At 75.6% G+C, this 19,375-nt stretch carries 17 protein-coding genes; 11 read left to right on the plus strand and 6 right to left on the minus strand.

The genetic code is table 11. From position 1 onward, the window contains the following. Positions 1–8: 8 nt before the first annotated feature. Positions 9–1,031: a PHP domain-containing protein gene (locus IE99_RS0109745; RefSeq protein WP_030167017.1), complete on the minus strand. Its 1,023-nt coding sequence runs from the start codon at positions 1,029–1,031 to the stop codon at positions 9–11. 165 nt (positions 1,032–1,196) lie between these two features. Between IE99_RS0109745 and IE99_RS0109750 the strand changes: the two genes are divergently transcribed. From IE99_RS0109750 to IE99_RS0109775, 6 genes are all read left to right on the plus strand, one after another. After that, positions 1,197–2,135, plus strand: coding sequence for an alpha/beta hydrolase (locus IE99_RS0109750; protein ID WP_030167019.1), 939 nt, complete (start codon positions 1,197–1,199; stop codon positions 2,133–2,135). Positions 2,136–2,189: 54 nt separating this feature from the next. Continuing rightward, a complete protein-coding gene (locus IE99_RS0109755) occupies positions 2,190–3,365 on the plus strand; it encodes a PucR family transcriptional regulator (protein ID WP_030167021.1) in 1,176 nt (391 codons plus the stop codon). An 80-nt stretch (positions 3,366–3,445) separates the two neighbouring features. Beyond that, the gene (locus IE99_RS0109760; protein ID WP_030167022.1) at positions 3,446–4,360 is read left to right on the plus strand and encodes an ACP S-malonyltransferase; all 915 of its coding nucleotides are present in this window, start codon (positions 3,446–3,448) and stop codon (positions 4,358–4,360) included. Beyond that, the gene (locus IE99_RS0109765) at positions 4,357–5,325 is read left to right on the plus strand and encodes a beta-ketoacyl-ACP synthase III (RefSeq protein ID WP_425423809.1); all 969 of its coding nucleotides are present in this window, start codon (positions 4,357–4,359) and stop codon (positions 5,323–5,325) included. The genes IE99_RS0109760 and IE99_RS0109765 overlap by 4 nt, the downstream gene beginning before the upstream one ends. 51 nt (positions 5,326–5,376) lie before the next feature. After that, positions 5,377–5,628: an acyl carrier protein gene (locus IE99_RS0109770; protein WP_030167026.1), complete on the plus strand. Its 252-nt coding sequence runs from the start codon at positions 5,377–5,379 to the stop codon at positions 5,626–5,628. Positions 5,629–5,708: 80 nt separating this feature from the next. After that, positions 5,709–7,016: a beta-ketoacyl-[acyl-carrier-protein] synthase family protein gene (locus tag IE99_RS0109775; RefSeq protein WP_030167028.1), complete on the plus strand. Its 1,308-nt coding sequence runs from the start codon at positions 5,709–5,711 to the stop codon at positions 7,014–7,016. 187 nt (positions 7,017–7,203) lie between these two features. On the opposite strand, the gene IE99_RS0109780 is transcribed toward IE99_RS0109775, so the two are convergent. Then, positions 7,204–7,698 carry a DUF3145 domain-containing protein gene (locus tag IE99_RS0109780; protein ID WP_030167030.1) on the minus strand — a complete coding sequence of 165 codons (495 nt, stop codon included), beginning with the start codon at positions 7,696–7,698 and terminating at the stop codon, positions 7,204–7,206. Positions 7,699–7,951: 253 nt separating this feature from the next. Between IE99_RS0109780 and IE99_RS0109785 the strand changes: the two genes are divergently transcribed. The 4 genes from IE99_RS0109785 to IE99_RS0109800 are packed head-to-tail and all read left to right on the plus strand — an operon-like array spanning position 7,952 to position 12,742. Next, the gene (locus IE99_RS0109785; RefSeq protein WP_157610174.1) at positions 7,952–9,211 is read left to right on the plus strand and encodes a S8 family peptidase; all 1,260 of its coding nucleotides are present in this window, start codon (positions 7,952–7,954) and stop codon (positions 9,209–9,211) included. Between the two features lie 57 nt (positions 9,212–9,268). Beyond that, complete coding sequence (locus IE99_RS0109790; RefSeq protein WP_030167036.1) at positions 9,269–9,802, plus strand: RNA polymerase sigma factor; 534 nt, start codon at positions 9,269–9,271, stop codon at positions 9,800–9,802. Next, on the plus strand, positions 9,792–10,241 hold the full coding sequence (locus IE99_RS0109795) for a hypothetical protein (RefSeq protein WP_030167039.1): 450 nt from the start codon (positions 9,792–9,794) through the stop codon (positions 10,239–10,241). Before IE99_RS0109790 ends, IE99_RS0109795 begins: the two co-directional genes overlap by 11 nt. 8 nt (positions 10,242–10,249) lie before the next feature. Further along, entirely contained in the window at positions 10,250–12,742 is a 2,493-nt protein-coding gene (locus tag IE99_RS0109800; protein ID WP_245623134.1) for a CHAT domain-containing protein, read from the plus strand. 60 nt (positions 12,743–12,802) lie between these two features. Here the strand turns inward: IE99_RS0109800 and IE99_RS0109805 are convergent, their stop codons facing one another. The 4 genes from IE99_RS0109805 to IE99_RS0109820 form a co-directional block, all read right to left on the minus strand. After that, a complete protein-coding gene (locus IE99_RS0109805) occupies positions 12,803–13,633 on the minus strand; it encodes a sulfurtransferase (RefSeq protein ID WP_030167044.1) in 831 nt (276 codons plus the stop codon). Between the two features lie 101 nt (positions 13,634–13,734). Further along, the gene (locus tag IE99_RS0109810) at positions 13,735–14,850 is read right to left on the minus strand and encodes an alkaline phosphatase family protein (RefSeq protein ID WP_030167047.1); all 1,116 of its coding nucleotides are present in this window, start codon (positions 14,848–14,850) and stop codon (positions 13,735–13,737) included. Further along, a complete protein-coding gene (locus IE99_RS0109815) occupies positions 14,847–15,428 on the minus strand; it encodes a DUF5998 family protein (protein ID WP_030167050.1) in 582 nt (193 codons plus the stop codon). Before IE99_RS0109815 ends, IE99_RS0109810 begins: the two co-directional genes overlap by 4 nt. A gap of 378 nt (positions 15,429–15,806) precedes the next feature. Next, on the minus strand, positions 15,807–18,251 hold the full coding sequence (locus IE99_RS0109820; RefSeq protein WP_030167053.1) for a bifunctional acetate--CoA ligase family protein/GNAT family N-acetyltransferase: 2,445 nt from the start codon (positions 18,249–18,251) through the stop codon (positions 15,807–15,809). A 166-nt stretch (positions 18,252–18,417) separates the two neighbouring features. Here IE99_RS0109820 and IE99_RS0109825 point away from each other — a divergent pair, with 166 nt between their 5' ends. Next, on the plus strand, positions 18,418–19,344 hold the full coding sequence (locus IE99_RS0109825) for a carbohydrate kinase family protein (RefSeq protein WP_030167057.1): 927 nt from the start codon (positions 18,418–18,420) through the stop codon (positions 19,342–19,344). Positions 19,345–19,375 lie beyond the last annotated feature (31 nt).

The following is a 19,375-nucleotide window of genomic DNA, read 5'->3' on the forward strand; positions in this document are numbered from 1 at the left end:
CGGCGCGGTCAGCCCCTCGTCCAGCCGAGGAGGTCGTCGGCGGGGAGGGTGTTCACGACGCGGTCGGCGGGGACGCCGCAGCGGGCGGCGCGCTCGCAGCCGTTCGGCTGCCAGTCGAGCTGGCCGCGGGCGTGCGCGTCGGAGTCGATGGAGAATCGGCAGCCCGCCTCGTAGGCGATGCGCAGGAGCCGCTTCGGCGGGTCCAGCCGCTCGGGGCGGGAGTTGATCTCGACCGCGACGTCGTAGGCGGCGCAGGCGTCGAAGACGAGCTCGGCGTCGAACTCCGACTCGGGGCGGACGGCGCCGCGCCGGCCGCCGCCCTTGACGATGCGTCCGGTGCAGTGGCCGAGGACGTTCACGTGCGGGTTCGCGATCGCGGCGACCATCCTCTTCGTCATCGCGACCCGGTCCATGCGGAGCTTGGAGTGGACGCTCGCGACGACGACGTCGAGCCGGCCGAGGAGGTCGGGGTCCTGGTCGAGGGACCCGTCGTCAAGGATGTCGACCTCGATCCCGGTCAGGATGCGGAACGGAGCCAGTTCCCCGTTCAGCTCCGCGACGACGTCGAGCTGGCGGCGCAGCCGGTCGGCCGACAGCCCGCTCGCGACCTTGAGCCGGGGCGAGTGGTCGGTGAGCGCGATGTACTCGTGGCCGATCGCGCGGGCCGCCTCGGCCATCTCGCGGATCGGGGACCCGCCGTCCGACCAGTCGCTGTGGGTGTGCAGGTCTCCGCGCAGGGCGGCGCGCAGGGCGGCCGCGGCCTCGTCCAGCGGCTCGTCCTCGGTGGCCTCGAGGCGCCGCAGGTAGACGGGGGTCTCGCCGCGCAGCGCCTCCTCGATGACCAGGGCGGTGACCTTCCCGACGCCGGGCAGCGCCGTCAGCGTGCCCTCCCGGACGCGGTCGGCGAGCTCGTCCCGGGACATGCCCTCGACGACGCCCGCGACCGTCCGGAACGCGCGGACGCGGTAGGTCGGCTCGTGCGCGCGCTCCAGCAGGAACGCGATGCGGCGCAGCGCTTCGACAGGCTCCACGTTCGGCACCGTACCCGGACGGGGCGGCCCCGGTGTCATCCCGGCCCGCGCCCGCGTCATACCGGGGCGGTACGAAAATGACCGCTCCGCAGAGTGATCTCCTGCCGGGTTTCCGGCCTCTAACTTTCTGAGGGGCAGACACCGACCAGGGGAGGGCCTCCGCCGATGCCGAGCCTGCGCAGGATCGTGACCACCGTCGTCCTCCTCGCGGTGGGATCGGCCAACGGGAGCGCCGGCCGGGACGAGCCGTACGCGCCGCCGGCGCCCGTGCCGGAGCTGTCGGCCGCGACGCTCGACGCCCGCTACGCCGCCGCCGGACGGGAGATCGGCCGCGCGGAGGCGACCGCGGAGCGGATCGGCGACACGGCGCGGGTCCGGGCGCTGGCGGCCCTCCGCGCGCCCGGCCGCCGGTTCCTCGCGTTCGACGCCCGCGGCGGCGGACGGGTCGTCGAGGTCATCGGCGACCTGGCCCGCGCCGACCGGATCGCCGTCCTCGTGCCCGGCGCGGACAACACGATCACCGTCTTCGACGACGCGAAGTTCGCCGGCGGCGGCGCCCGCGCGCTCCACCGGCAGGCCGGCGGCGGGACGCGGCTCGCCGTGGTCGCGTGGCTCGGGTACGCGTCGCCGTCCACGCGGAGCACGCGCGTCCTGACCGGTTCGGCCGCCGCGGACGGCTCGCGCGCGCTGACCCGGTTCCTCACCGGCGTGCACCGCGTCAACGGGAACGCCCGCCTCGCGCTCCTCTGCCACAGCTACGGCGGGGTCGTGTGCGGGAAGGCGGCGCGGCACGTCCGGTCCCTGCCGGTCGACGACATCGCCCTGTTCGGCAGTCCGGGCACCACGTTCCCCAGCGCCGCCGCCCTCCGCGCGGGCGCCCGCGTCTGGGCCGGCCGGTCGGACGGCGACTGGATCGCGCACGTCCCGCACGTCCGGGTGGCAGGGCTCGGCCTCGGCGCGGACCCCGTCTCCCCCGGGTTCGGCGCCCTGCGGTTCGATGCCGGGAAGGGCCCCCACAGCGGCTACCTGCGCCCCGGGTCCACCGCGCTGCGCAACCTCGCCGGGATCGCCCTCGGCGCACCCGTCAAGGTAATGGACCACTGACGCTTTTTGTCACTCCAGGACGGGTCACCGCGCCCCGGATGGCACTCTGTGGGGGTGGACACCACGACTGAGGCCGAGATCAGAGAGCTGACGACCCAGCGCCTGGAGAAGGCGATGGGCACGTTCGGCACCGCCGCGCTGACCAGCATGGAAGAGCAGCTTCCCTGGTTCCGCCGGATGCCGCCGGACCAGCGCTCCTGGATCGGCCTCGTCGCGCAGGCGGGCATCGCCGCGTTCGTCGAGTGGTTCAAGAACAACGAGAAGACCCGGCCCGCCATCGCGGGCGAGGTGTTCGGCACCGCCCCCCGCGAGCTGCTGCGCTCCATCAAGCTGCAGCACACGATCGACATGATCCGGGTGATCATCGAGGTGGTGGAGACGCGGCTCGACGAGCTCGCCGCGCCCGGCGGGCAGGAGCAGCTCCGCGTGGCGATCCTCCGCTACACGCGGGACGTGGCGTTCGGCGCCGCCCAGGTGTACGCGCGCGCCGCCGAGACGCGCGCCGCCTGGGACGCCCGGCTGGAGGCCCTCGTCGTCAACGCCGTCCTGCGCGGCGAGGTCGACGACGGCATGCACTCCTGGGCCGCCGCGCTCGGCTGGTCGTCCAAGCCGGTCACGGTCATCGCCGGGTTCACGCCCGAGGACGAGGAGCCCGAGGTCACCATCGACCAGATGCAGCTGGCCGCCCGCCGCGCCCGCGCCGACGTCCTCGCCGGGGTCCAGGGCCGCCGGGTCATCGTCATCGTCGGCGGCGACACCGACCCGCTGGAGGCGGCCCGCCCCATCGCCGCCAAGTGCGGGCCCGGTCCCGTCGTCGTCGGCCCCCGGGTCGCGGACCTGTACGACTCGACCATCTCCGCGCACGCCGCCGTCGCCGGGCTGCGCGCCGCCGCCGGCTGGCCGGACGCGCCCCGACCCGTCCTCGCGGCCGAGCTGCTGCCGGAGCGGGCCCTCGACGGCGACGCCGAGGCGCGCCGCTACCTCGTGGACAGTGTCTACAACCCCATGCTCGCCGCGGGCGCGCCGCTGCTCGACACCCTCACGACGTACCTGGAGCAGGGGTCGTCGCTGGAAGCCACCGCGCGGCTGCTGTTCGTCCACCCCAATACCGTGCGGTACCGGCTCCGCCGCGTCAGCGAGCTGACCGGCCTCGCGCCCACGGACGGCCGCAACGCGTTCACCCTCCGCATCGCGCTGGCCCTCGGCCGGTTCGCCGGACGCGCCTTGTAGGTCTTTCACAAACCCTTGTGGCGAAAGTTCGTACTGCACGGCATCGGCACGGGGGTGGCGTTGGCGGCAGGCTGGGCGGCGTGATCCTCCTCGCATCGCCCGGCCAGGGCGCCCAGACCCCCGGCTTCCTGCAGCCATGGTCAGAGCTACCCGGAGTCGCCGACCGGCTGGCCTGGTGGTCCGCCGTCACGGGTCTGGACCTGGTCCGGTACGGAACGTCCGCCGACGCCGAGGAGATCCGCGACACGGCCGTCGCGCAGCCGCTGCTCGTCGCCGCCGCGCTGGCCGCCGCCGAGGCGTTGTTCGAGGACGGCGCCCCCGACGCGGTCGCCGGTCACAGCGTCGGCGAGCTCGCCGCCGCCGCCATCGCCGGGGTGCTGACCCCCGAGGCCGCGCTGGTGCTCGTCCGGGAGCGCGGCCGCGCCATGGCCGAGGCCGCCGCCGTCACCGAGACCGGCATGACCGCCGTGCTCGGCGGCGACGCCGACGAGGTCCTCGCCGCGATCGACAAGCACGGCCTCACCCCCGCCAACGTCAACGGCGCCGGCCAGGTCGTCGCCGCCGGCTCGATGGACCGGCTCGCCGCGTTCGCCGACGAGCCGCCCGCGAAGGCCCGGTTGCGTCCGCTGTCGGTCGCGGGCGCGTTCCACACCGAGCACATGGCGCCCGCCGTCGACACCCTCCGGCGGCTCGCGCCCGGCGCGCCCGTCGCCGACCCGAGGGCGACGCTGCTGCAGAACCGGGACGGCGCCGTCGTCACGTCCGGGCGCGACTTCGTCGCCCGGCTCGTCGAGCAGGTCAGCGCCCCCGTCCGCTGGGACGCCTGCATGGCCACGATGCGGGAGATCGGCGTCACCGCGATCATCGAGCTGCCGCCCGCCGGGACCCTCACCGGCCTCGCCCGCCGCGAGCTGAAGGGCGTCGAGCTGCTCGCCCTCAAGACCCCGGACGACCTCGAGAAGGCGCGCGAGCTGATCAAGGCGCACGCGTCGTGAGCGGCGGACTGCGCGTCCCCGAGACCGTGGGCGGTGCCCGCATCCTCGCGTTCGGCGACTACCAGCCGGCCCGCGTCGTCACCAACGACGATCTCGCCGCCGCCGTCGACACCAACGACGAGTGGATCCGCAGCCGCGTCGGCATCGCCGAGCGCCGCATCGCCGGCGACGACGAGGGCATCGTCGAACTCGGCGTCCACGCGGGCGGCAAGGCCCTCGCGGGCAGCGGGCTCGACCCGTCCGACATCGACCTCGTCATCCTCGCGACGTGCTCCGCCGAGACGCCGATGCCCGCCCACGCGGCGATCGTCGCGCACCGCCTCGGCATCCACGCGCCCGGCGCGTTCGACCTCAACGCCGCCTGCGCCGGGTTCTGCTACGCGCTCGGCACCGCCAGCGCCGCGATCCGGTCCGGGACGGCCCGCAACGTGCTCGTCATCGGCTCGGAGAAGATGTCCCAGTGGATCGACTGGACCGACCGGTCGACCTGCATCATCTTCGCGGACGGGGCGGGCGCCGCCGTCGTCACCGCCAGCGAGACGCCCGGCATCGGCCCCGTCGTGTGGGGCAGCGCCGGCGACCAGTCCGACAAGATCGCCATCGCGGACCGGCACTCGTTCATCCGGCAGGAGGGCCAGGCCGTGTTCCGGTGGGCGACCAGCGCGATCGCGCCCGTCGCCCTGGAGGCCTGCGAGCGCGCCGGCGTCCGGCCCGAGGAGCTCGCGGCCGTCGTCCCGCACCAGGCCAACCTGCGGATCATCGAGGCCATCGCCCGCAAGGTGAAGGCGACCAACGCCGTCGTCGCCGACGACATCGTCCACTCCGGCAACACCTCCGGAGCCTCGATCCCCCTCGCCATGTCCCGCATGATCGAACGCGGCGACGTGCCGTCCGGCGCCCCGGCCCTCCTGGTCGGCTTCGGCGCCGGGCTGGCCTACGCTGCCCAAGTCATCCAGATCCCGTAGGCGCCCGCGCCCGCTGCTCTGGACCAACCCACCAGAAGGAGAACCCGAGAAATGGCAGTCGCCACCGAGCAGGAAATCCTCGACGGCCTCGCCGCGATCATCGACGACATCGTCGGGATCGACAAGTCCGAGGTGACGCCGGAGAAGAACTTCATCGACGACCTCGACATCGACTCGCTGTCGATGGTAGAGATCGCGGTGGCCGCCCAGGACCAGTTCGGCGTCGAGATCCCGGACGACGAGCTGCGCAACCTGAAGACGGTCCAGGACGTCATCAACTTCGTCCAGAAGCTGCAGGGCTGAGACGCGGGGGCGGCGCGCCACCGCCCGGGGCCGCGGCGCGCCGTTCCACCTCCCCCCTCCGTTCGCAAGGAGCACCCAGCATGAGCAAGAGCAAGACCACCGTCGTCGTGACCGGCCTCGGGGCCACCACCCCGCTCGGCGGGGACGTGCCGTCGACCTGGTCCGCCCTGCTCGCCGGCGAGTCCGGTGTCCGCCCGCTCGAATGGGAGGGGGTCGAAGAGCTGCCCGTCCGGTTCGCCGCGACGCTGAAGGTCGACCCGTCCGAGGTCATGCCGAAGCAGGTCCTGCGCCGTCTCGACCGCAACCAGTCGATCGCGCTGATCGCGGCCCGCGAGGCGTGGACGCACGCGGGCTTCGCGCCGCCGACCGTGCGCAAGCCCAAGAAGGGCGAGGAGCCGGCCGGGGTCGAGGGGGGCTTCCTCGTCGACGGCGACCGTCTCGGCGTCGTCGTCTCCAGCGGTATCGGCGGCCTCCACACCGCTCTGAACAGCTACGACGTGTACCGCGAGAAGGGCTGGTCGCGGGTCTCGCCGTTCACCGTCCCGATGCTGATGCCGAACGGCGCGTCCGGGCACGTCGGCATCGAGTTCGGCGCGATGGCCGGCTCGCACGCCCTGGTCAGCGCGTGCGCGTCCAGCGGCGAGGCCGTCGGCTACGCCATCGACATGATCCGCACCGGCCGCGCCGACGTGGTGATCTGCGGCGGCACCGAGTCCTGCATCCACCCGCTGCAGATGGCGTCGTTCGGCGCGATGCGCGCCATGTCGACCCGCAACGACGAGCCGACCCGCGCGTCCCGCCCCTACGACAAGAACCGCGACGGGTTCGTCCTCGGCGAGGGCGCCGCCGTGCTGATCCTCGAATCCGAGGAGCACGCCCGCGCCCGCGGCGCCAAGGTGCACGGCATCGCCTCCGGCTGCGGCTACTCCGGCGACGCGTTCGACATCGTGCTGCCCGACCCGACCGGCGCCGGCCAGGCCAAGGCGATGCGCCGCGCGCTCGTCGACGCGGGCCTCCAGCCGTCCGACATCGTCCACATCAACGCGCACGCCACGTCCACGCCCGCCGGGGACGTCGCCGAGCTCGCCTCCATCAAGGCGGGCCTCGGCGAGGAGGCCGCCGCGGGCGCCGCCATCACCGCCACCAAGTCGATGACCGGGCACCTGCTCGGCGGCGCCGGCGCCCTGGAGTCGCTGTTCACGATCCTCGCGCTGCGCGACGGCGTCATCCCCGCCGTCGCCAACCTCGAGGACCTCGACGACGAGGCCGACCTGGACATCGTCCGCGGCGAGCCCCGCAAGCTCGCCGACGGCCCCGCCGCCGCCCTGAACAACTCCTTCGGCTTCGGCGGCCACAACGTCTCCGTCGCCTTCGAGCGAGCGCTGTAACCACGAAGCGGACGGCCCGGCGATCCCCCGAGGGATCACCGGGCCGTCCGCGTTCAGGGCCGGGCCGGACGGACACCTGCACCAAGCCCTGTCCAAGCTGCTCAGCCCCGCGCGAAGCGATGCCGCGTTCGCCCGGGAACGGTCACGAAGCGAGCCGCCGGGCGAGCGCAGTGGGCCGGTACCGCGTTCAAACGGCCGCGTGGAGCCAGCGGACGGGGGCGCCGTCGCCGGCGCGGCGGAAGGGCTCGAGTTCGTTGTCCCACGGGGTGCCGAGGAGGCGGTCGAGCTCGTGCTCCAGGGTCGTCTTGCCGACGGCCGCGTTCGCCATGACGGAGCGGAGCCGGTCCTCGGGGATCATGATGTCGCCGTTGGCTCCGATGACGCCCGAGAAGACGCCGAGGGACGGCGTGAAGCTGAACCGGGCGCCGTCGCTGCCCGGAGTCGGGTCCTCGGTGGCCTCGAAGCGCAGCATCTTCCAGTTGCGCAGCGCGGAGGTGATGCCCGCAGCGGTGCCCGGCCTGCCCTCCCAATGAAGCTCGGCGCGCAGCGTCCCCGGAGCGGCCGCCTGATCGGCCCACTCAAGGGAAACGGGCACGCCGAGAACACCTGCGGCCGCCCACTCGATGTGCGGGCTCAGCGCAGGTGGCGCGGAGTGGACGTAGAAAACGCCACGTGCGGTCACCGGACCTCCTGGATCTGTACCGAGGCTCGTCTTCCCCTACGGCCTCGTACGTCCCAGAGTCGGCGTCCGCGTCCCTCATTGTGCATCATCGGCCCCGGTCGCACCACCCGGCGGTCCACACTGAGGGCTCCCGCCCCGGCGGAGCGAGCGCGCGGGAGAGAGCGGCCGGGTGTTCCCGTTCCCTCCGCCGCGGCGGCGCGTCCCGGGCACCATGGGTGCGGGAGCGGTCACCGCACGCGAGAGCGAGGACCGGATGTTCGATCAGCAGGCACGGCTGGAGCGGCTGCTTTCGCGGCACCCCGACGCGGTCGTGGTGGAGCCGCTGCCGGGGCGTCCCGCGCTGATCCGCCGCGACCAGATCCTCGTCGCGGCGCACGACGCGGACACGGCGCAGGAGCGCGTGCGCCGGTGGTGCGACGCGCGGCACGACGAGCACGGCATGACGCGGCTGCGGCTGCGGCCGCCCGCGAAGGTGGACGTGTGCGAGCTGGCCGCCGCGCTCGGCGGTGAGGGGCGGCGGCGGCGGCTGAGCGTCGCGCCGAACCATCTCGTGCACGGCCAGCCGATGTGGTGGAGCGGCCCCGCCGACCGGCCGCGCCCGGCGGCGCCCGTGCCGGGACCGCGGGCCGCGCCCGCGCGGCGCGCGGTCACCGTCGCGATCCTCGACACGGGCCTCGCGCCGCACCCGTGGTTCGCGGACACGCCGTGGTTCGCCGAGGTGCCCGCCGGCGCGGCGGAGGTCCTTGACGCCGATCTGGACTTCGCGCTGGACGCCCAGGCCGGGCACGGCACGTTCGTCGCGGGCGTCGTCCTGCGGCACGCCCCGTCGGCGCGGCTGCGGATCCGGCGCGTCCTCGGCGGGGACGGGGTCGGCGACGAGGCCGGGGTGATCGCGGCGCTGGCGTCCCTCGGCCCGGTGGACGTGATCAACCTCTCACTCGGCTGCCACACCTTCGACGACCGGCCGTCCCCGGTCCTCGCGCAGGCGATCGCGCGGCTCGGCCGGCGGACGGCCGTGGTCGCGTGCGCGGGCAACACGGGGACCGACCGCCCGTTCTGGCCCGCCGCGCTCAAGCACGCCGTCGGCGTCGCGGCGCTCGACGGCGGCGACCGCGCCGCCTTCTCCAACCACGGCTGGTGGGTGGACGCCTGCGCGCCGGGCGTGGACGTGACGAGCAGCTTCGTCCACTTCGACGACCCGAACCGCCCCGCGGGGGCGGCGGTGGGCGCCGCGGACCCGAATGGCGCGGAGGACGTGGAGGGACCGGTGGACGCGGATGGGGCGGTGGACGCGGAAGGAGCGGATGGCACGGAAGGGGCCGCGGGGGCGGGGCGAGAGCGCTTCGACGGGTTCGCCGTGTGGAGCGGGACGTCGTTCGCGGCGCCGGTCGTCGCGGGGCGCATCGCGCGGGAGATCGCGTGCGGGGACGTCGACGCGGTCACGGCGGCCGACCGGGTCCTCGATCCGGCGGGGCGGGCGCTGCCCGGCCTCGGGGTCGTCGTCCTCGGTTGAGCACGATGTGATAACTGTCCGTGTCCAGAAGGTCACGCGGCTCTAGGGTGATGCGTCGTGGGACCGGAGGATGACGACACGGACGAGCTGACCGCTCGGGCCCGCGCGGGCGACGACGCCGCGTGGGCCGGGCTGGTCGACCGGTACAGCGCGCTGCTGTGGGCGATCGCGCGGGCGCACGGCCTCGGCGACGCCGACGCGGGCGACGCGGTGCAGACGACGTGGTTGCGGCTGGTGGAACGCATCGACACCCTGCGCGACCCGTCCGCGACGGGACGGTGGCTGGCCGCGACGGCGCGCCGGGAGAGCCGGCGGCTGGCGGCGGCGCGCCGGGCGCCACTGCCCGGTCCGGTGCCGTCCACGCCGTCCGCCTTGGGGCCCGACCAGGTCGTCCTCGCCCGCGACCGGGTCGCCCGGGTCGCGGCCGCGCTGCAGGCGCTCCCCCACCGCTGCCGGGTGCTGCTGCGGCTGTCGGCGGTCGCGCCGACCCAGGCCGCGCTCGCGGCGGCGCTGCAGATCCCTCCCGGCAGCGTCGGGCCGACGCGGCAGCGCTGCCTCATGTCGCTGCGGAGGCTCACCCGTGAACGATGACGGCGACCTCGCGGCCGTGCGCGCCGCGTTCGACGCCCTCGACCCCGTACCCGCGGCCGTCCTCGCGGCGGGGCGCCGGGCCCTCGCGTGGCGGACGCCGGACGCGGCGCTGGCGGAGCTGTCCGGCGACCGCCCGCCGAGCACGGCGGGCCTGCGCGGTGGGCGGCGGTCGCGCGTCCTGACGTTCACGTGCGCGGACGTCGCCGTCGAGCTGGAGGTGGACGCGATCGGCCGGATGCGGGAGATCACCGGACGGCTGGTGCCGGGCGCGGCGGCGGAGGTGAGCGTGCGGCATCCGCGGCTGGGCCTCGGCGCGGTGCGGACCGGCGCCGACCCGGCCGGCCTGTTCCACCTGCCGAGCGTGCCGGAGGGCCTGGTCAGCCTCGCGTTCGCCCTGCCGGACGGGTCGTCGGCCGTGACGAGCTGGCTGCGCCTGTGAGCGGCCCCGTGACCGATCCCCGGGAGCGGGCGCTGCTGTGGCTGGCCGCCATGGACCCGCCGACCGCCCACGTCCGGGCGCTGACACTGCTGGAGCACGCCGCGACCCGCGGCGAGCGGGTCATCGCGCTGCGCGTCGCGGGCCTCGCGGCCAAGGAGCTCGGACGCCTGGACGAGGGCATCGCCCATCTCGACCGCGCCCTCGGCCTCGCCGCCGGGTACGCGGCGGCGCAGGTGCGGATGAACCTCGTGGGCCTGCTCACGGCGCGCGGCGACGTCGCGTCCGCGCTGGCGCAGGCCGCGCGGGCGCGGGACGTCCTGCGCGGACCCGACGCGGACCGGCTGGCGGCCAACACCGCGTGCGCGCTCGCCCGCGCGGGCCGCCTGGACGAGGCGCACGAGGTCGCGGTGCGGGCGCTGCCCCGGCTGCGTCGCGGCCACGATCCGGCGGCGCTGAACGGGCTGCTGTCGAACCTCGGGCTGGCCCGCGCGCTGCGCGGCGATCACGCGGGCGCGGAGGAGGCCCTGGCCGAGGCTGTCGCGGTCGGCGAGGCGGCGGGCCTGCACCACCAGACGGCGATGGCGCGCGGCAACCTCGCGTTCGTGGTGGCGCGGCGCGGGGACGTCCCGCGCGCGCTGCGCCTGCACGCGGAGGCCGAGGCCGTGCTCGGCGGGGAGCGGCTGGCGCAGTGCCGGTTCGACCGGGCCGAGACGCTGATCGCGGCTGGCCTGCCGGGTGAGGCGCGGCCCGTCCTGCGGCGGGCCCTGGACGAGGTCGCGGCGCACGGGTACGGCTGCGACGTCGCCGACGGCCTGCTGCTGCTCGCGCACGCCGAGCTCGCCGACGGGGAACCGGCGCGGGCGGCGGCCACGGCGGAGCGGGCGCGCGCCGCGTTCGCCGCGCAGGACCGCGCCGGGTGGGTGCCGCTGTGCGAGCACGTCCGGCTCAAGGCGCGCTGGGCGGCCGGGGAGCGGTCGGCGGACCTGCTCGCCGCCGCGACCGCCGCGGCCGGGCGGCTCGCCGCGCACGGCCGGCCCGACGCCGCGGCGGAGGCCCGCATCATCGCCGCGCGGGTCGCGCTGGAGACGGGCCGTCCGGCGGGGCATCTGCTCGCGTCCGTGCGGCGGGACTCGGGCCCGGCCGCGACGCGCATCGCGTCCTGGCACGCCCTCGCGCTGGAGCGCGCCGTCGCGGGGGACGGCCGGGGCGCGGTCGCGGCGGTCCGGGCCGGTCTGCGGGTCACCGAGGAGCACGCGGAGGCGCTCGGCGCGCTCGACCTGCGGGCGCGCGCCGCAGGGCTGGCCGGCGAGCTGGCCGCGCTCGGCCTCGGCCTCGCCCGGTCGCCGCTGGAGCTGCTCGCCGTCGAGGAGCACCGCCGCGCGGTGCTGCGGCCCACCGCCGTCCGGCCGCCCGCGGACCCCGAGCGCGCCGCCGCGCTCACCGCCCTGCGCGTGCTGAGCGGGCGGGACGGGCCTCCCCTCCTCGCGGCCGACATCGCCCGGCTGGAGGAGCGGGTCACCGCCAGGACGCGGCTCCGCCCCGGCCGCCCGTCCCGCCGGCCGCTGCGCGCGGCGGAGCTGCTGGCGGCGCTGGACGGCCGCGCGCTGATCGAGCTGATCTCCGTCGGCGCCTCCCTGCACGCGGTGACGCTCGCGGGCGGCCGGATGCGCCGCCACGAGCTCGGCCCGGCCGCCCCGGCGGTCCGCGCGATCGCCACGCTCCGCTTCGCGCTGCGCGCCCTGGCCGCGCGGGACGACCGGCAGGCCGCCGCCGGGCTCGCGCACTCCGCCGCCCACCTGGACGGCATGCTCCTCGGCCCCCTCGCGCGGGACATCGGCGACCGCGACCTCGTCATCGCCCCCACCGGCCCCCTGCACGGGCTACCGTGGGCGGTCCTGCCGTCGCTGGCGGGGCGGCCTTTCACGCTCACGCCGTCCGCGGCCGCGTGGCTCCACGCCCGCGCCGCGCGCCCTCCGGCGGGCGAGGCCGTCCTGGTCGCGGGTCCGGGCCTCCACCACGCCGACCGCGAGATCGCGGCCCTGCGCGCCCTCTACCCGGCGGCCCGCGTCCTCGACGGCGCCGCCGCGCGCGCCGAGACCGTCCGGGACGCCCTCGACGGCGCGTCCGTCGCGCACATCGCCGCGCACGGGGAGTTCCACCGGGGCAACGCGCTCTTCTCCCGCCTCCACCTGGCCGACGGCCCGCTGATGGTGCACGACCTGGAGGCCGTGACCCGCCCGCCGGAGCTGATCGTCCTGTCGGCCTGCGACACCGGGCGCGCCGACGAGGGCGACGCGCTCCTCGGCATGGCGGGCGTCCTGCTGTCCCTGGGCACCGCCACGGTGATCGCGAGCGTCACCCCCGTCCGGGACGCCGCGACCCCGGCGTTCATGACCGCCTTCCACACCGCCCTCCGCCGCGGTGAGAGCCCGGCGCGGGCCCTGGCGGCGGCACCGCACTCGCACGGCGTGGCGGGCTTCGCCCCGTTCGGCGCGGGCTGACGGTGACTTCAGCCGTCTCCGACGGGCGTACCGATCAGCCGTCTCCGACGGGCGTACTGATCAGCCGTCTCCGACGGCGACGGGACGGTTCGGGTCGGCCACCCACTCCGACCACGAACCCACGTACAGGGCGGCGGGGATGCCGGCCAGGGTCAGCGCGAGGATCTCGTGGGCGGCGGTCACCCCGGAGCCGCAGTACGCGCCGACGTCGATGGCGTCGGTGGCGCCGAGTCCGGCGAAGCGCTCACGCAGGAGCTCCGGGGGCAGGAAGCGCCCGTCCACCCCGACGTTGCCGGACGTGGGGGCGTTCTTCGCGCCCGGCACGTGCCCGGCGACCGGGTCGACGGGCTCCTGCTCGCCCCGGTACCGCTCGGCGGCGCGGGCGTCCAGCAGCACCCCGGCGGCGGCGACCGCCGCGGCGCCGTCCGCGTCGAGGACGGGAAGGCCGCCCGGAGCCGCGATGAACGAGCCCGGCTTCACGTCGGGTTCCGCCGTCGTCACCGGCAGGCCCGCGCCCGACCAGGCGCGGTAGCCCCCGTCCAGGACGCGGACGCGGTCGTGCCCGAAGTACCGCAGCGTCCACCACAGCCGCGCGGCGGCGGTCGAGTCGGCGTCGTCGTACACGATCACGAGATCGTCCGCGGACACGCCGGCGCCGCGCATCGCGGCCTCGAACACGGCGGGCTCGGGCAGCGGATGCCGCCCGCCCCGGCCGGGCGGCCCGGCCACGTCCCGGTCCAGGTCGATGAAGACCGCGCCGGGCAGATGGCCCTTGCGGTAGGACTCGATCCCCGGCGGCCCCGCCAGATGCCACCGCACGTCCAGCAGGACCGGCACGGGCCGCCGCCGGAGCAGCGGGGCGAGCGCGGCCGCTTCGATGAGAGGGTGCACATCGCCAGTCTGACCGGGGTCGCCCCGATTAGGGAGGGGCGAAGTCGGGTCGATCACGAGTCCGCAGCTTACGCGGCGGAAGACGGCCGGCCGGGCACGCGTCAGGGGCGTGTCACGGTCAGCAGCGGGACGAGCAGCTCCGCCGGCACGAGCGATCCGTGCATGCCGACCATCCGGGTCAGCCACGGCTCCCGCTCGGTCGCGACGATCGCGAGGCCGGTGTGCGGGACGGCGACGACGTCGCCGATCCGCTCCGCCATCCCGGGCGCCATCGGGCCGAACCAGCCCGCGCCGATCGCCTCGTCCCGCGACACGACCCACGCGCGGTCGCCCAGGAGAGCCGACCAGGCCGCCAGGACGTCGTCCCGCGCGCCCGGCTCGGCGTACACGTACCGGCAGCGCGCGTCGCCGCCGAGCAGCGCCACGCCCGCGCCCAGCTCCGGCGTCGTGTCGACGTCGACGCGCTCGGACGGGTCGATCATGCCGTGGTCGGCCGTCACGTGCAGCGCGGACCCGGCGGGCAGGACGGCCGCGAGCCGCTGCGCGAGGACGTCCACGAAACGGAGCTGGTGCCGCCATTCGGCGGACGCGACGCCGTACCGGTGCCCGGTCGAGTCGAGGTCGGCGTGGTAGACGGTCGTGTAGGCGCGGTCGCCGCGCCGCAGGGCGGCCTCGGCGCGGCCCACGAGCTGGCCGAGGGTGTTCGCGGGCTCGTACGCGGCGCCGCGGGTGGTGGCGACGCTCAGCCCGGTGCCCCGGTACAGGCCGTTCGCGACGTACACGACCTCGACGCCCGCCGCCGCGGCCCGGTCGTACACCGTCCGGGCGGGCTGGAACGCCGCCGGGTCGACCTCGCCCTCCCAGCGCAGGCAGTTGATGAGCCGCCCGGTGCCGGGAAGCGCGACCTGGACGCCGAGGAGGCCGTGCCCGCCCGGCGGGAGGCCCGTCCCGAGCGACCCCAGGCTCGTCACCGTCGTCGCGGGGAACCCGGCCGTCAGCGAGGTGCCGTCCATGCCGTTCAGGAACGGCGCCTCGTCGGGGTGGGCGCGCAGCTGCTCCCAGCCGAGCCCGTCCACGATCAGGACGCATACGCGGGGCAGGACCGGGAGGTCGAGGACGTTCCGGGCGTCCGGCACCCCGAGGGCGCCCAGCACCGAGGCGGACAGGTCCGCGAGCGCGCCCGTCCCGTAGCGGGGGGCCTCCGGCGCGGCCGTCACCGTGCCGTCGCCGCGGAGAGCTCCCGCGCGAACGCCAGCACGTTCGCGACCGCCTCGGCGCCGTCGGCGGCCTCGCTGACCCGCAGCGACAGGTCGTCGGCGGTCACGCTGCCGGTGTAGCCGTGGTCGGCGTCGCAGCTCTCGTCGCCGCAGGTCGCGGGCTCAAGGTCGATGTGGGCGATCGCGCCCCACCCGATCGTCAGGACGACCTCCGTCGGCGGCATCCCCGGCACGTACGACGCGGGGTCGGGGACGACGCGGGTCACCGCCACCGACTGGACCCGGTGCAGCTTCACCGCCTCCGTCGTCGTGGACGCGTGCGGCTGCGCCACCCCCTCGCCCGGCGGGTGCTCGTCTGTGTGGCACACCAGCAGCCGGCCCGCGGTCAGCACCAGCACGGTCACGTGCCGGCGCACCTCCATCGCGGGATCGAACGTCGCCTCGTGGTGCACCACGTACGCGACGACGGGCTCGTCCTCGATGGCCGACTCGACCGCGTCCGCCACCAGGGCGGGGTAGTAGCCGCTGCGCTCGATGGCCGTGCGGAGGCCGTGGCCGGTCGCTCGGGTTTCCCTCATGGTCCCATCCTGCCCTGTCCGGGGCGGGCCGCGCACATGACGGCCCCGGACACGGTGTGATGGCCGGGGCGTTCCCCGGGGTAGGGGGAGGACATGGAGAAAGATCCGCTGCCGCACCCGCGCCCGGTGCCGCCGCCCACCCCGGACCCGGCGCCCGCCCCGGAGCCCCTGGTGCCGCCGATGGAGCCGCCGAAGCCCGCGCCGCAGCCTCCCGGCCCGGTGCCGCCCGGCCCGGCACCCGATCCGATTCCACCGGGCCCGCCACCCGAGCCCACACCGCCGGGACCGGCACCGGACCCGGTCCCGCCGACGCCGGCGCCCTCCCCGGGGCCGCCCAGCTGAGAGGGCTGCGCCCGGCCCTTGCCCGGACGCCCCCGCTCAGCGGAGGCGGCGGGGCGCCAGTTCCGTCCGCGGACCCGGGGGGCGCTTCAGGGTCAGCTGCACGCGCTGGACGGTGACACCCGAGCCGTCCGCCATCACGGGGTCGAGCTCCAGGCGGGCGGTCTCCGGCAGGTCGTACGCGAGATGCGATACGCGCAGGAGGAGGTCCTCCAGGGCGGGCACGTGGACCGGCTCGGCGCCGCGATGGCCGAGCAGCAGCGGCGCCGTGCGGATCGCCCTGACCAGCTCCGCCGCGTCCACGTCGGTGAGCGGCGCGAGCCGGTAGGCCCGGTCGTCGAGGAGCGCGGCGGTCTCGTCGGCGAGGCCGAACGAGACGATCGAGCCGAACGACGGGTCCTCCATGGCCACGACGCGGATCGGGACGCCGCCGCGCGGCGCGTCCACGACCTCGACGCCGTAGCAGGCGAGGAGCTCGGCGGCCTGCGCGGGAGTGGCCTCCACCGGCCCGCCGTCCGCGAGCCAGCCCGTGACGAGGGCGCGGGCGCGGTGCCGGTCGATGTCCTCGTGCTCCGGGACGCGCCCCGACGGGCGCTGCCGCCACTGCGCGTACCGGACCGCGTACGCGAGGGCGCGGACGGCGTCCTCCGGCGCGGGATAGGACGGCACGGACCCCTCGGCGGGCATCCCGTCCGGCCCGGTGACCCGCAGCTCGGCGGGCATCCCCTTGAGGCCCAGATAGGTCGCGACGATCGGCTTGTCGCCGGACGCCGCGAGCCGGAGCATCTGCTGCGGGACCCGGACGTCGTAGCCGCCGATGGTCGGCGGGGTGAACAGCACGACGACCGCGTCGACCTCGTCGTCGCGCAGCGCCTTCGCCAGCGCCTCCTCGAACTCGTCGGCGCCCGCGCTCGGCCCCAGGTCGACCGGCGGCCGCACCGCCAGGCCGTGCGCGACCGCGGCGTCCTGCGCGAGGAGCCCCAGCGAGTCGGAGTTGTCGATGATCGCGACGCGGTCGCCGGCCGGGAGCGGCTGGTAGGCGAGCAGCTGCGCGACGTCGAACAGCTCGGACAGGTCCTCCACCCGGATCACGCCGGCCTGCGCGAATAGCGCGCTGACGGCGTGGTCGGGCAGGCTCAGCGCCTGCGCGGCGTGGCCGAGCGGGATGCCCTGCGTGCTGCGCCCGCTCTTGACCGCGACGATCGGCTTGCGCCGCCCCAGCCGGCGGGCCAGCCGCGCGAACTTGCGCGGGTTGCCCAGCGACTCCAGGTAGAGCAGGACGGCCTTGGTGGCCGGGTCCTCCTCCCAGTACTGCATCAGGTCGTTGCCCGAGACGTCCGCGCGGTTCCCGGCGGACACGAACGTGGAGAGGCCGAGGCCGCGCTCCGCCGTCCGCTGGAGGATCGCGATGCCGAGCGCGCCCGACTGCGAGAAGAAGCCCACGGGGCCGCGTCCGGGCATGGTCGGCGCCAGGGTCGCGTTCAGCCGGACGTCCGCGTCGGTGTTGGCGATGCCGAGGCAGTTGGGGCCGACGACCCGCATCCCGTACGCGCGGGCGAGGCGGACCAGCTCCTCCTGGCTCGCCCGGCCCTCCGCGCCCGTCTCGCCGAAGCCGGACGACACGACGACCAGGCCGCGCACGCCCTTCCCCGCGCACTGCTCCACGACGTCCTGGACGGCGGCCTTCCGGACCGACACGACCGCGAGGTCCACATCGTCCGGGATCTCCAGGACCGACGCGTACGCCCGGACCCCCGCCACCGCGATCGCCGTCGGATGCACCGGGTACACCGGGCCCGTGAAGTCGCCGCCCAGCAGGTTCCGCAGCACGGTCTGGCCCACGCTGTGCTCCGCGCGGCTCGCGCCGATCACCGCCACCGACCGGGGGAACAGCAGCCGCTGGATCGAGCGGGACTCCGCCCGGTGCTCCCGCGCCGACGTCACCTCCACCGACGTCTCCGTCGGCTCCAGGTCGAGGACGAGTTCGATCACGCCCTCCTCGAACCGCTGCTCCGCCCGGTACCCCGCGTCCCGGAACACCCGCGTCATCCGCCGGTTGTCGGGCAGGACGCTCGCCACGAACCGGGCCAGGCCCCGCTCCCGCGCCGCCGCCGCGATGTGCTCCAGCAGCACCGCGCCCAGCCCGCGGCCCTGGTGCGCGTCCTCCACCAGGAACGCGACCTCGGCCGTCCGCGGGCGGTCCGGCAGCGTCTCGTAGCCGACGACCGCCACCATCTCCCCCGCGATCGTCGCGATCAGCGCCGCCCGCCGATCATGGTCCACGGACGTGAAGTGCTCGATCTCACGCTCCGTGAGCCGCGGCCGCGGCGAGAAGAACCGGTAGTAGATCGTTTCGGGCGACAGGCGCGCGTAGAAGACGCGCAGGAGGTCGGCGTCTTCGGGCCTGATCGGCCGCAGATGGGCCGTTCCGCCGTCACTGAGGACGACGTCGGCCTCCCACTGGTCGGGATAACCCTCGGTCACCCAACCGAGGGTAGAGCACACCGCGTGGCGGGCCCGTGCCTCGAAAAACGCGGCTTCCGCGGTTTCGCTGCGCGTTCGAGACCTAATCGGGGGTCAAGAGCTGTTACGGTCGTCCACAGTCCAGGATGCCGCTCGCGCGGGCCGTGTTGATCGAGGTGATGACTCCATGACGCGCGTGGTCGTGGTCGGCGATCTCATGACAGACACCGTGGCGCGAGCCGCGTACCCCCTGGCGAAGGGCAGCGACACGCCCGCCGCCGTGACGACCCATGGAGGAGGCTCCGGCGCCAACGTGGCGTCCTGGCTCGCCATCGAGGGCATCGACGTCGCCTTCGTCGGACGCCGCGGCTCCGACATCGCGGGCCGCAACAGGGACATGGAGCTGATGGGGTACGGCGTCGACGCCCGCCTCGTCATGGACCAGGAGCGCCCCACCGGAACCTGCGTGGTCCTCGTCACCCACAAGGGCGACCGCACCATGCTGTCGGACCCGGGCGCCAACGCCGCGCTCCTCCCCGAGGACATCGAGCGCTGCAAGGACCTCTTCTCGCAGGGCACCCACCTGCACCTCTCCGGCTACTCGCTGATCAACGAGGGGTCACGCAAGGCGGCCACCCACACCCTCGACATCGCCCGCAAGGCCCAGATGTCGATCTCCGTGGACGGCGGCTCGTCCTCCCCGCTCAAGCGGATGGGCGCCGAGCCGTTCCTGGAGTGGACGCAGGGCGCCCGCCTGCTGGTGGTCACGTTGAAGGAGGCCGAGGTCCTCACCGGCCGCGACACGCCTGACCAGGCCGCCAAGGTGCTCACCGCCTGGTACCCCCAGGTCGTGATCAACACGGCCGAGGACGGCGCCCACTGGTACACCAACGGCCGCCCCGAGCCCGTCACGGTCACCGCCGAACCGGTCGAGAAGGTCATCGACGGCACCGGCGCCGGGGACGCGTTCGTCGCCGGCTTCCTGCCCCCGTGGCTGGACGGCAAGCAGCCCGCCGACGCCCTGACCGCCGGCCTGCGCCTCTCCGCCCGCGCCATGCAGCACCTGGGCGCGCGGCCCACCCTCGACGTGGTCGACAACCAGATCAAGAGCTAGCTCAGCCCGCGGGCGCTCCTCGAGCCCCCTG

It is taken from the genome of Spirillospora albida, assembly GCF_000718255.1.
GTDB classification, from domain to species: domain Bacteria; phylum Actinomycetota; class Actinomycetes; order Streptosporangiales; family Streptosporangiaceae; genus Spirillospora; species Spirillospora albida.

Excerpts from the sequence above, each read along its gene's own strand:
- IE99_RS0109775 (WP_030167028.1), top strand. The coding sequence starts at position 5,709 with ATGAGCAAGAGCAAGACCACCGTCGTCGTGACCGGCCTCGGGGCCACC.
- IE99_RS0109785 (WP_157610174.1), top strand. The coding sequence starts at position 7,952 with ATGTTCGATCAGCAGGCACGGCTGGAGCGGCTGCTTTCGCGGCACCCC.
- IE99_RS0109750 (WP_030167019.1), top strand. The coding sequence starts at position 1,197 with ATGCCGAGCCTGCGCAGGATCGTGACCACCGTCGTCCTCCTCGCGGTG.
- IE99_RS0109825 (WP_030167057.1), top strand. The coding sequence starts at position 18,418 with ATGACGCGCGTGGTCGTGGTCGGCGATCTCATGACAGACACCGTGGCG.
- IE99_RS0109770 (WP_030167026.1), top strand. The coding sequence starts at position 5,377 with ATGGCAGTCGCCACCGAGCAGGAAATCCTCGACGGCCTCGCCGCGATC.
- IE99_RS0109815 (WP_030167050.1), bottom strand. The coding sequence starts at position 15,428 with ATGAGGGAAACCCGAGCGACCGGCCACGGCCTCCGCACGGCCATCGAG.